This is a genomic window from Microbispora sp. H10670, from assembly GCF_014161385.1.
In the GTDB taxonomy this organism is placed as follows: Bacteria; Actinomycetota; Actinomycetes; order Streptosporangiales; family Streptosporangiaceae; genus Microbispora; species Microbispora triticiradicis.
In genome coordinates, this window is sequence record NZ_JABBWW010000041.1 from 36,718 (window position 1) to 48,261 (window position 11,544).

Below are 11,544 nucleotides of genomic sequence, written 5' to 3' on the forward strand. Positions count from 1 at the left end.
TCCGGCGGGGCTCAGGCGGTGGCGGCTCCGGTGGCGAGCCTTCGGCGGCGCAGCGCGAGGAGGCGGCCGAGGGACAGCGCGAGGGCCGCGGACATCACGCCGAGCCCGGCGGGACCGGCCACGAACAGGGAGAGCACCAGGCCGAGCAGGCCGCCGGACACCCAGGCGATCTGCAGCAGCGTCTCGGCGACCCCGAAGGCCGACGAGCGCACCTCCTCGCCGATCTCGCGTTGCACGATCGCGTCGAAGGCGAGCTTGCCGAGGCCCTGGGCGAACGCGCCCACGAGGGCGACGGCGGCGGCGGTCCAGATGGTGAAGACGAACGCCGCCGCGACCGTGGCGACCGTCGCGAGCGCGAGCGTGGCCAGCACGGTCAGCTGCGGCGAGCGGGACCGGGTCCAGGAGCCCGCGGCGGCCCCCGCCAGGCCGCCCACGCCCGCGGCGGCCGCCAGCAGCGCCAGCGCCACCGTGGGGCCGGGGCCGCGCAGGTGGCCGTCCTGGACGAGGAACAGCAGGAAGAACACGAGGAAGCCCGACTGGACCCGGATCGCGGCGTTGGCGCCCATGGCCTCGCCCACCGCCGAGCCCACCAGGGAGCCGACGCCCGGCCGCGCGCTCGGGCCCCTGTTCGCGTCCGGGCCCAGGCCGAGCAGCGTGCGCCAGCGCGGGCGCGGCTCGTCCTCCTCCGGGTCGGGCGCGTCCACGTGCCGCGGCAGCCGTACGGCGAACACCCCGCACAGCAGGAACAGCGGCACGGCGGCGCGCAGCACCCAGTCGGGCCCGGCCGCGGCGGACAGGCCGGTGGCCAGGCCCGCCCCGGCCCCGGCGGACACCAGCGCGAACAGCGCCACCCGCGCGTTGGCCGTCACCAGAGGGATGTCGGCGGGCAGCAGGCTCGGCATGATCGCCGCCCGGGAGACGTTGTAGGCCTTCGACAGCACCAGGACGGCGAGGGCCGACGGGAACAGCGTGACGGCGTCGGAGGTGTGGACGGCGCCGGCCATGCCCCAGCACAGCAGGCCCCGCGCGAGCAGGGTGCCCGCCATGATGTAGCGGCGGCCCGAGCGCAGCCGGTCGAGCACGGGCCCGACGAACGGCGCCACGACGGTGAACGGCAGCATCGTGACCAGCAGGTACGCCGCGACCTGCCCGCGGGCCTGGCCGACCGGGAGCCGGAACAGCAGCGCTCCGGCGAGGGCGACCGTGACCAGCGCGTCCCCGGCCGAGTGGGCTGCCGTCAGCTCGATCAGGCGGCCGAGCCCGGTGCGGTCCGCTCCCTGGGCGTGCGTGAGCCGGCGGGTCGCCCGCGCGGGCGCGCCCACAACATGCATAACGTTCGCCCAAATCTTCACCATAGGCCCCGAGGGTCCTCTCATGATTTGCCCATCAAGCCGGTGCGGTCCGCTCCCGGCGTGGGTGAAAATGGAGAGTGTGAGTCGTACCCGAATCCGTAGCACTCCAGTCGACCAGGCCTGTGCGGCGGCGGTCGGCCTCGCCCGCGGCGCGGCGGAGGAGATCGCGCGCCCGGGGGAGGTGGGAGAGCACCTGGGCTTCGACAACGAGGGCGACCGGGTCGTCACCCATTACTTCGAGTGCCTCGACCGGGCCTACCTGGGCTGGCGCTGGGCGGTCACCGTCACCCGGGCCTCCCGCGCCCGCGTGGTGACCGTGAGCGAGACCGTGCTCCTGCCCGGAGCCGGCGCGCTGCTCGCCCCCCGCTGGGTGCCGTGGAACGAACGGCTGCTCCCCGGCGACCTCGGGGTGGGCGACCTGCTGCCGGCCGAGGCCGACGACGACCGGCTCGTGCCCGGGTTCGCCTCCCCCGACGAGGAGATCGACGCGCAGGCCGTCTTCGAGCTCGGCCTGGGCCGGGCCCGCGTCCTGTCGGCCCTCGGCCGCGACCTCGCCGCGCACCGCTGGCGGTCCGGCGAGCCCGGGCCGCACGCCCCCATCGCGCACGCCGCGCCCGCGCAATGCTCCACCTGCGGCTTCTACTGGCCGCTCGCCGGGACGCTGGGGCTGGGCTTCGGTGTCTGCGCCAACGAGTACGCGCCGGACGACGGCCGGGTGGTGTCGGCCGACCACGGCTGCGGCGCCCACTCCGAGGCGACCACCGTGCCCTCCATGGTCACGGACGCGGCGCCGCCGATCCTGGACGACCTGGGATACGACCTGATCGAGTCCGGCTCCGCCGACGAGGCGAGCTCCGAACCCCTGGGCCACGCCTGATCATGTTCGACACCGAGCGCCTGCGTGACACGGTTCTCGCGGCCTGGGCGGCCTCGCCCGCCCGCTTCCGCGAGGACGCCAACGCCGAGGAGGACTTCGCCCTCGGCGGCTACCGCGACCGGCTGGTCGTGGAGCTCGCCCAGAACGCCGCCGACGCGGCGCTGCGGGCGGGCGTGCCCGGCCGCCTGCGGCTGACGCTCGCCGACGGCGTGCTGCTCGCCGCCAACACCGGCGCTCCGCTCGACGAGACCGGCGTCGAGGGCCTCAGCACGCTGCGGGTCTCCGGCAAGAAGGACGAGACGGGGGCGGCCGGACGCTTCGGCGTCGGCTTCGCCGCCGTGGTGTCGGTGACCGACGAGCCCTCGATCGCCTCCCGGCTGCCGTCCGGCGAGATCCGGGGAGTGCGCTGGTCGCGTGCGGAGACCGCCGCGCTGGTCGCCGCAACGCCGGCGCTCGCCGGGGAGCTGAAGGGCCGCGAGGGCCACGTCCCGCTGCTGCGGCTGCCCTTCGGCGACGACGCCCCGGGCGTCCCCGAGGGCTACGACACGCTCGTCCGGCTGCCGCTGCGCGACCAGGCCGCCGAGGAGGCCGTGCGGCGGATGCTGGAGGAGGCCGGGCCTGCGCTGCCGCTGTCGATGCCGGCGCTGGAGACCGTCGAGGTCGAGGTCGACGGGCGGAGCCGCACGATCTCGGCCGAGGGCTGGCACGTGGTCGCCGAGGCGGGCACGTTCACCCCCGCGCAGGTGGCGGAGCTGTTCGCCGACCGGCCGACCGAGGAGCGGGCCCGGCCCTACTGGGAGGTCCGCTGGGCCGTCCCCACCGGCCGCCCCTCCGGCGGCCGCGACGGCGTCCCCCGGGTGGTCCACGCGCCGACGCCGAGCGACGAGCCGCTCGACCTGCCCGCGCTGCTGATCGCGTCGTTCCCGATGACCACCGACCGGCGGCACGTCGCGCCGGGGCCGCTCACCGACTTCCTCGTCGCCAGGGCCGCCGAGGCGTACGTGCGGCTGCTGGGGGAGCTTCCGGCCACCCCCGCCCTGCTCGGCCTCGTCCCCGGCCTCATGGGCAGCGGCGCGCTCGACGCGGCGATCAGGCGGGAGATCATCGCGGCGCTGCCGGACACGCCGCTGCTGCCGTCGATCTCCCACGACGCCGACGGCGTCGTCCCGGGCGTTCAGGCGCGGGCGGTCGAGGGCCCGGCCGAGTTCCTGGAGAAGATCGCCGGCATCGTCCCCGGGCTGCTGCCCGCCGGATGGGCCTCCCGGCATCCGGCCCTGACCACGCTCGGCGTACGCCGGGTCGAACTGGCCGACGTCGTGGACATGCTGTCCGGTGAGGCCGTGGAGGACAAGGACCCGGCGTGGTGGCGGTCGCTGTACGAGACGCTGCCCGCCGACGACCCGGAGGCGATCGGGGCGATCCCCGTGCCGCTCGCCGACGGCCGCCTGGTGCGCGGCCCGCGCGGCACCCTGGTGCTGTCACCGGACGGCGCCGCCGCCTCGTCCGGCGGGCCCGGCGTTCCGGGCTCCCTGGACCCCGCCCTGCTGGCCCCGCTCGGGCTGCGGATCGTCCATCCCGACGCCGTCCACCCGCTGCTGCTGCGACTGGGCGCGGCCGAGGCGACTCCGCGTACGGTGCTGGAGGACCCGCTCACCCACGCGGCCGTGGCCGAGTCGCTGAACAGCGCCGACCCCGAGCCGGTGGCCCAGGCCGTGCTGGCCCTGGTGGACGCGGCGGGCCTGACGGCGGGAGAGGCGCCCTGGCTGGCCGAGCTGGCTCTGCGCGGCGCGGACGGCGAGCGGTACGCGGCGGGTGAGCTGCTGCTGGCCGAGGGATCGCTGGCCGGACTGATCGACCCGGAGGTGCCGTTCGGCGTCGCCGCGCCCGACCTGGTGGAGAAGTACGGGCCGCACGTGCTCGCGGCGACCGGGGTGCTCGACGGCTTCGCCGTGGTCAACGACTCCGACGTGCTGCTCGACCCCGCCGAGTGCGACCACGACCTCGATCTCGAGGACGAGTGGCTGGAGGCGGTGCTCGACCTGCTACCCGATCTCGACGTGCCCCCGGTGGTGCGGGAGTTCACCGCCGTACGCGATCTGGAGTACGTCGCGGACTGGCCGAACGCGCTCGCGCTGCTGTCGCGGCCGCCGCTGCGCGCCGCGCTGCGGCCGATGCGGGTGCTCGCGGCGGGGGAGACCGTCGAGGTGCCGTCGTACACGGCCTGGTGGCTGTCGCGGCACCCGGTGCTCGGCGGGCGCAGGCCGGTCGAGCTGCGGCTCCCGACGGGCGACCCGCTGCTGTTCGGCCTGTACGCCGAGGCGCCGGCGGGGATCGACGAGGACGCGCTCACGATGATGGGCGTCCGGTCGACCCTGGCCGGGCTGCTGGAGTCGCGCGGCGGCCCCGAGGAGCTGCTCGACCTGCTGGCCGACGCGTCCCTGGAGGTGGACCGCGCCCAGCTGCGCTCCCTGTGGATCGCGCTGGCGGCGGTCGACCCGGACCGCGTCGGCCCGCCCGAGGCCGTCCGGGCCGTGCGGAAGGGCATGGTCACGGTCGCGGACGTCGAGGACGGCCCGGTCGTGGTGGAGGCGCCCGACCTGCTCCCCCTGGTGGAGGATCGCCCGCTGGTGCTGGCGCCGTTCGACCTCGCCGAGGCGCTGTCGGACGTGCTCGACCTGCCGCTGGCCGGAGAGGCGGTCACCGGCGCGGTCACCTCGCACGGCGCGGAGAAGCCGGTGCCGCCCGAGGTGCGCTCGCTGCTGCCCGGTGCCCCCGCGACCTACGTCGAGCACGACGAGCTTCTTGTGGACGGCATCCCCGTGCCGTGGCGGTTCTTCGACGGCGTGGTCCACGCCACCGGCGTGGAGGGGCTGGCCAGAGGCCTGGCCTGGGCGTCCGGCCAGTGGGGCGACCGCCTCGCCGTCGCGGCCCTGCTGCGCGACCCGGCCCGGGTCCCCCTCCTCCTCGCCGAGGCCGACCTCGACCCCGTCACGTCCCTCTGACCCCTCACCGCACCGCCGGGAGGGGGTAGTCGGGCAGGGCGATGTTCCCGGCCTTGGCGAACTGGGCGGCCAGGATGCCGCGCATGGGCCAGCGGGTCATGGACCGCATCGAGGCGGCCCGCAGCCGGATCGCGAGCGCGGTGGACGGCGCGAAGCCGCCGGCGCCGCCGGGCGGCAGTTTCTGCGCCTCCGTCACGTAGGGCCGCATGACGCGTTCGTAGCCGCGCAGCGCGGCCCGGTGGTCGTCGGCCGCGGCCAGTTCGCCGGCCAGGACGTACGCCCCGACCAGCGCGAGGCTGGTGCCGAGGCCGGTCAGCGGCGTGGCGCAGTAACCCGCGTCGCCGAGCAGCGCCACCCGGCCGCGCGACCACCGATCGAGACGCACCTGTCCCATGGGGTCGAAGAAGAAGTCGGGCGCGTCGGCCATCGCCGCCAGCAGGCGAGCGGTCTCCCATCCGGCGCCCGCGAAGCGGTCGGCGATGATCTGCTTCTGCGCGGCGACGTCGCGGCGGTCGTAGGCGATCGGCCCTGACCGGAAGCTCAGGCCGGCCTTGATCTCCCCGGGCAGCCGTCCCGGCCGCGCCGAGACGACCAGGCCGCCCGGGGCGTTGTACATCTGGTACCAGCCGCCGAGGTCCATCGGCAGCGTGGTGGTGAACCACGAGGTGTAGAGCCCGAGCGGGCGGACGAACTCCGCCTCCGGGCCGAAGGCCAGCGCGCGTACGGCCGAATGCGGCCCGTCCGCGCCGACGACCAGCCCGAACCGGCGCGGCGGGGACTTCTCGAAGGTGACGGTCACCCCGTCGTCGTCCTGCCGCAGGGCGGTGACGGTGTCGTCGAACAGATACTCGGTGCCGGGGAGGGACGCCTGGTAGAGGAGGTCGGCCAGGTCGCCGCGGAGGATCTCGATCTCGGAGACGATCCCCTCGCCGCCGAAGGCGTCGACCGGGAGGGTGGCGGTGAAGCGGCCCTTCGCGTCGACCAGGGCGACGCCGCGCTGGTCCACGGCGACCTCCCGCGCCCGGTCGAGCAGGCCCATCCGGGCGGCCACGGTGCGGCCCGCGCCACGCAGGTCCACGGTCTGGCCGCCCGGGCGGGGGGCGGGCGCGCGCTCGACGACCGTGACGGTGAAACCCGCCCGGCCCAGCCAGTACGCCAGTGCGGGCCCGGCGACGCCGCCGCCGGAGACGAGGATGTCGGTGTTCTGCATACGTCGAACTGTACGGCGTACGCATAGTGCACGCAAGGCGTTAAGCTCGATAAACAATGGCTCCGCACTAGTGCATGAGGGCAGGCCTGGAGCGACGTGGGGCCGTCCTCGCAGCGTGCTGGGCTAGAGTGGTGCACTAGTGCGGAGGTGGGCGTGGACGGTTCGGGCGCGGGGCGCTACCAGGAGATCGCCGCCGAGCTGCGGAGGCGGATCGAGACAGGTGAGCTCGGGCCGGGCGACCGGGTGCCGTCCACCCGGGAGATCATCCGGCGGTGGGGCGTCGCGATGGCGACCGCGACGAAGGTGCTGACCGAGCTTCGCCGGGAGGGACTCGTCCGCGCCGTGCCCGGCGTCGGCACGGTCGTCGACACCGGCGTCCACACCGGGAGCCGGCCGTCCCCCGCCGTTCCGCCGCAGGGGAAGGCCGCCGGCGGTGGTCCGCTTTCCGCCGGGTCGCAGGGTTCCGGGTCGCAGGGTGCCACCGGTGGCCGGGGTGCCGCCGTGCCCGCACGTGAGGCCGGTGCCGTACCGGGCGTGCCGCCGCGTGCGGCGGGCGCGGGGGAGTCCTCCGCCGGGCGGCCGGGCGCACCGGTCCGCTCCCGGCGCCGGGGTGCCCCGGACGGTGCGCTGACACCGGCGCGGATCACCTCGGCGGCCATCGCGGTCGCCGACGCGGAGGGGCTCGGGGCGGTCTCGATGCGCCGCGTGGCCGCCGAGCTGGGGGTGGCGACGATGTCGCTCTACCGCCATGTCGCGGACAAGGACGCCCTGGTGCTGCGGATGATGGAGGAGATCTTCGCCCGGATAAGGCTCCCCGACGAACCGTCCCGCGACTGGAGAGGCCGGATCGAACTGGCCGCGCGCCTGCTGTGGGCGACGTTCCGCCGCCATCCGTGGCTCGCGCCGGCCATGTCGGTGACGCGGCCCCAGCCGATCGCCGCCGCGCTGCCCTTCAGCGAGTGGATGCTCACCGCTCTCGACGGTCACGGTCTCGACCTGGAGACGGTGTTCACCGCGTACATCACCGTGTTCAACCACGTCCGGGGTACGGCGATCAACCTGGAGGTGGAGGCGGAGGCAGAGGAGCTCACCGGGATGAGCGTCGACGAGTGGATGGACGCCCAGGAGCCCGCCTTCAAGGCGATCATGGCGGGCCGCAGGCTGCCGATGTTCGAGTCCCTCAGCGCGAGCGGTTACGACTTCGACATCGACGCGCTGTTCGAGTTCGGCCTGCAGCGCCTCCTCGACGGCATCTCGATGCTCCTCACCGACACCCCCTGAGCGGAGCCGCCGGGTCAGGGACTGTGCGGCTCCGATCCGGACAGGCCGGAGGCGGGGGTGGTGTCACGTACGCGGGCGTCGCGGCGGCGGACGTACAGGAGGCCGAACAGGCCGAGACCGACGCCGGCCACGCAGGTCCAGACGAGCCGCGTGTCGGCCGGCCGTACGACCAGCAGCACCACGACCAGAGCGACCGCCCACAACACCGTTCCGGTCAGGATCGTCAGGGTGTCCCGGGTTCTGAGGGGCGTGGGGTCCGGCCGGCGTTCGCTCACGTGGGCCAGCTTAGAAGGGCATGACGGCGACCGGGTATTTTTATGACAAACCCGTCACGAAAGGACAACGCTGCTCCCCTGGCTCTTCCCGCCGATGCTAGGGGCCTGCGACTCTGCGCGCGTGAAAACGAACCCCATGAATACCCCTAATTTCCTCGATCGATACTTTTCCATCTCAGCCCGTGGTTCCACCGTCGGCCAGGAGGTCCGCGGCGGCGTCGCCACATTCTTCACGATGGCCTACATCGTGGTGCTCAACCCGCTCATCATCGGCACCGTCGCCGACAAGACGGGTCAGTTCCTCGGTGACGGCGCCAACCCCAACATCCCGCTGGTCGCGGCGGCCACCGCGTTCGCGGCGGGCATCCTCACGATCCTGATGGGCGTCTTCGGCCGGGTGCCGTTCGCCCTGGCCACCGGGCTCGGCCTGAACGCCTTCCTCGCCTTCGGCATCGCCAGTCAGATGTCGTGGGAGGACGCGATGGGCCTGGTGGTGCTCGAAGGCGTCGTCATCGCGATCCTCGTGGTGACGGGCTTCAGAGTGGCGGTGTTCCACGCGATCCCGGCGCAGCTCAAGACCGCGATCAGTGTCGGCATCGGGTTGTTCATCGCGCTGATCGGCTTCGTGGACGCCGGGTTCGTCCGGCGGATGCCCGACGCGGGCGGCACCACCGTCCCGGTCAAGCTCGGCGCCCTGGGCAACGGCTCGCTGACCGGATGGCCGACCCTTGTGTTCGTCGTCGGCCTGCTCGTGACGGCCTTCCTCGTCGCCCGCAGGGTCAAGGGCGCCATCCTGATCGGCATCATCGGCACCACCGTGCTGGCCATGATCGTGGAGGCGATCGGCAAGATCGGGCCGCAGGTGGCCCCGGGCCAGCCGGCCAATCCCGACGGCTGGTCGCTCAACGTGCCCGCCTGGCCGGCCACGTTCATCGAGGTGCCCGATCTGTCGCTGCTCGGACAGTTCAGCCTGTTCGGCGGCTTCGCCAAGATCGGCGGACTGGCGGCGGTGATGTTCGTCTTCACGCTCATGCTCGCCGACTTCTTCGACACCATGGGCACCATCGTCGGCGTGGGCCGGCAGGCGAACCTCGTCCGGGAGGACGGGACGGTCGAGCGCACCCGGGAGATCCTGCTGGTCGACTCGCTCGCGGCGGCGGCCGGCGGCGCGGCGAGCGTCTCGTCCAACACCACCTACATCGAGTCGGCGGCCGGTGTCGGCGAGGGCGCGCGCACGGGCCTGGCGAGCATCGTCACCGGCGTGCTCTTCCTGCTGGCCATGTTCTTCGCCCCGCTGACGGAGATCGTGCCGTTCGAGGCGGCGACCCCGGCTCTCGTGGTCGTCGGCTTCCTGATGATGACGCAGGTCAAGGAGATCGACTTCAGCGACTTCGAGACCGCGATCCCCGCGTTCCTGACCATCGTGCTCATGCCGTTCACGTACTCGATCACTGCCGGAATCGGCGCGGGCTTCGTGAGCTACATCGTGATCAAGGTCTTCCGCGGCAAAGCGAAGGAGATCCACCCCCTGCTGTGGCTGGTCGGGGCGTTGTTCGTCGTGTACTTCGCGCTGGAGCCCCTCAAGGACCTGCTCGGTCTGAGCTGACCGCCGGTTCGGTCCCCAGAGGCCGCCGCGACCCTCCGGCCGCGGCGGCCTCTTCGCGTCTCAGAGCGTACGGGCGGCCGCGAACGTGCAGATCGCGGCCGCGAGCATGAGCGCGTGGAGGATCATGTGCTCCAGGTTGGGGCGCGGGCGGTCGCCCCGGCGCGGCAGCACGATGACGGTCTTCGCGTAGGTCCGGGCGTGCAACGCGGCCCAGCTCTCCCCGGTGCCCGCCGTCGCCCAGGGGACCGTCACGGCGGCCAGGTAGGGAAGCCACCACAGCATGAGGCCGTTGAGGACGGCGAGCAGTTCCAGCGCCCCGCCGGCGTACGCCAGGGCGGGCAGCCCGGCGCCGGCCGCCCAGGCGAGAAGCACGGCCGGGAGCGCCATGACGGGTGCGTTGATCGCCACCTCGGTGGCTTTCTCCGACCGCCTCGCCTCCCGCACGTTGTTGAACGGGAACAGGTCCACGAGCGTGGTGAGAACGAAGTAGGCGTCGGCCAGGACCAGCAGGACGAGCGCGACGGAGACCATGGGGCTTCCTTTCCGTGCGGCGGGGGGTCAGGCGCCGTAGCGCGCCTCGACGCCCGCGAGGAAGGTCGAGACGGCGATGTCGAACCAGGCGTCGTAGTACGCGGTGGGCGCGGCCGGCGGCTCGGGGGTGTCGCCGAACTCGGCGAGGGCGTGGCCGGTCACGAGGATGTAGAGGGACTGCACGAGATACAGCGCCTCCTCGTCGGTCACCCGCAGGCCCGCGTTCATGGCGGCCAGCACCGTCGGGACGGCCCGCTCGAACACCTGCGGAGACGCGTGCCGTACGGCGACGACGGCGGCCGCGCCGGGGTGGGCCCGCAGTGCCCGGCGAAGCCCCTGGGCCACGTCCGCGAGCAGGTCGCGCCACCCGCCGCCCGGAGTGACCGACGCGATCACCTCTGCGGCCACCCTGTCGGCGACCGACTGGAGCAGCGCGGCCTTGTTGGGCACGTGGTAGTAGAGCGATGCCGCCCTGACCTGGAGGCGGGCGGCGATCGTGCGCATGGAGAGCGCCGCGACGCCCTCCTCGTCGAGGACCTGCAGCGCGGCGCGCAGGACCGATTCGGTGTCGATACGGGCGGCCGGGCTCACAAGCAGTCCTTTCTAACATCGTTAGGCTCACTCTAACGCTGTTAGAAAGGGCGGTGCAAGACGCCGGGGACGGTAGTGTCGTGACGTGGCGCGCAGAGGGGGCGGGGCGGTGCCGGCGGACCTGGTGCCGCGGCTGCGCCTGGCCCGCGACCGCATCGACCGCGACTACCGGAGCGATCTCGATCTCGACGGGCTCGCCGCGGTCGCCGGGATCTCCAAGTTCTACCTCGTCCGCTGTTTCGAGGCGGTGTACGGCGAGACGCCGATGCGCTACCTCACCCGGCGCAGGCTGGAGCGCGCGCAGGACCTGCTGCGCGGGGCCAACCTGACGGTCACCGAGATCTGCATGGCGGTCGGGTTCACCAGTCTCGGGTCGTTCTCGGCCAAGTTCCGGCGGCTGGTGGGGGAGAGCCCGAGCGAGTACCGCGACAGGTGGGCGGCGCGCGGCGGCCCCCACGTCCCCGGCTGCTACCTGTTCATGTCAGGCGTGCTCGACCTCGGAGCGCACCGCGTCTCCGACTCTGCAATTTTGGAGAAGCCCAGGTCAGCAGGGCGGCAGTAGCGTCTACGCATGATTACGAACGTCTCTCTGGTGACCGTCTACTGCAAGGATCAGGACGAGGCCCGCGACTTCTACGTGGACGTCCTCGGCTTCGTCACGAGGACCGACGTCACGCTCGACGGATATCGCTGGCTGACAGTGATGATGTAGATGAGCACCTCCCGCCAGGGCTTGACCCATCGGCTGACTGACCTCGGGTCCTCAACGGGATCTGTCGGTCCTGGCGGGAGGCGCTCATGTGCACTCACTGGACGTGG

11 protein-coding genes are annotated in these 11,544 nt (G+C 73.3%); 6 read left to right on the forward strand and 5 right to left on the reverse strand.

The genetic code is table 11. The features are described from left to right. Positions 1-11: 11 nt before the first annotated feature. A complete protein-coding gene (locus HHX33_RS32775) occupies positions 12-1,331 on the reverse strand; it encodes an MFS transporter (protein ID WP_259403104.1) in 1,320 nt (439 codons plus the stop codon). A 100-nt stretch (positions 1,332-1,431) separates the two neighbouring features. On the opposite strand from HHX33_RS32775, the gene HHX33_RS32780 reads away from it, so the two are divergent. Beyond that, positions 1,432-2,229: a DUF3027 domain-containing protein gene (locus HHX33_RS32780; RefSeq protein WP_310738379.1), complete on the forward strand. Its 798-nt coding sequence runs from the start codon at positions 1,432-1,434 to the stop codon at positions 2,227-2,229. A 2-nt stretch (positions 2,230-2,231) separates the two neighbouring features. Beyond that, positions 2,232-5,231 (forward strand): sacsin N-terminal ATP-binding-like domain-containing protein, encoded by a 3,000-nt coding sequence (locus tag HHX33_RS32785; RefSeq protein ID WP_182877961.1) that lies wholly within the window; start codon positions 2,232-2,234, stop codon positions 5,229-5,231. A 4-nt stretch (positions 5,232-5,235) separates the two neighbouring features. Here the strand turns inward: HHX33_RS32785 and HHX33_RS32790 are convergent, their stop codons facing one another. Further along, positions 5,236-6,441, reverse strand: coding sequence for an FAD-dependent monooxygenase (locus HHX33_RS32790; protein ID WP_182877962.1), 1,206 nt, complete (start codon positions 6,439-6,441; stop codon positions 5,236-5,238). 153 nt (positions 6,442-6,594) lie between these two features. Between HHX33_RS32790 and HHX33_RS37555 the strand changes: the two genes are divergently transcribed. Then, the gene (locus tag HHX33_RS37555) at positions 6,595-7,722 is read left to right on the forward strand and encodes a TetR/AcrR family transcriptional regulator C-terminal domain-containing protein (protein ID WP_182877963.1); all 1,128 of its coding nucleotides are present in this window, start codon (positions 6,595-6,597) and stop codon (positions 7,720-7,722) included. A gap of 14 nt (positions 7,723-7,736) precedes the next feature. On the opposite strand, the gene HHX33_RS32800 is transcribed toward HHX33_RS37555, so the two are convergent. Further along, positions 7,737-7,997: a DUF2530 domain-containing protein gene (locus HHX33_RS32800; protein WP_244302147.1), complete on the reverse strand. Its 261-nt coding sequence runs from the start codon at positions 7,995-7,997 to the stop codon at positions 7,737-7,739. 94 nt (positions 7,998-8,091) lie between these two features. On the opposite strand from HHX33_RS32800, the gene HHX33_RS32805 reads away from it, so the two are divergent. Continuing rightward, positions 8,092-9,603 (forward strand): NCS2 family permease, encoded by a 1,512-nt coding sequence (locus HHX33_RS32805; protein ID WP_182877964.1) that lies wholly within the window; start codon positions 8,092-8,094, stop codon positions 9,601-9,603. Between the two features lie 60 nt (positions 9,604-9,663). Here the strand turns inward: HHX33_RS32805 and HHX33_RS32810 are convergent, their stop codons facing one another. Both HHX33_RS32810 and HHX33_RS32815 read right to left on the reverse strand, forming a co-directional pair. After that, positions 9,664-10,134 (reverse strand): hypothetical protein, encoded by a 471-nt coding sequence (locus HHX33_RS32810; RefSeq protein ID WP_182877965.1) that lies wholly within the window; start codon positions 10,132-10,134, stop codon positions 9,664-9,666. Between the two features lie 27 nt (positions 10,135-10,161). After that, a complete protein-coding gene (locus HHX33_RS32815; protein ID WP_182877966.1) occupies positions 10,162-10,725 on the reverse strand; it encodes a TetR/AcrR family transcriptional regulator in 564 nt (187 codons plus the stop codon). Between the two features lie 85 nt (positions 10,726-10,810). On the opposite strand from HHX33_RS32815, the gene HHX33_RS32820 reads away from it, so the two are divergent. Together HHX33_RS32820 and HHX33_RS32825 are read left to right on the forward strand one after the other, a co-directional pair. After that, positions 10,811-11,287 carry a helix-turn-helix transcriptional regulator gene (locus HHX33_RS32820; RefSeq protein ID WP_310741622.1) on the forward strand — a complete coding sequence of 159 codons (477 nt, stop codon included), beginning with the start codon at positions 10,811-10,813 and terminating at the stop codon, positions 11,285-11,287. 9 nt (positions 11,288-11,296) lie between these two features. Next, positions 11,297-11,437: a VOC family protein gene (locus HHX33_RS32825; protein WP_220502453.1), complete on the forward strand. Its 141-nt coding sequence runs from the start codon at positions 11,297-11,299 to the stop codon at positions 11,435-11,437. Positions 11,438-11,544 lie beyond the last annotated feature (107 nt).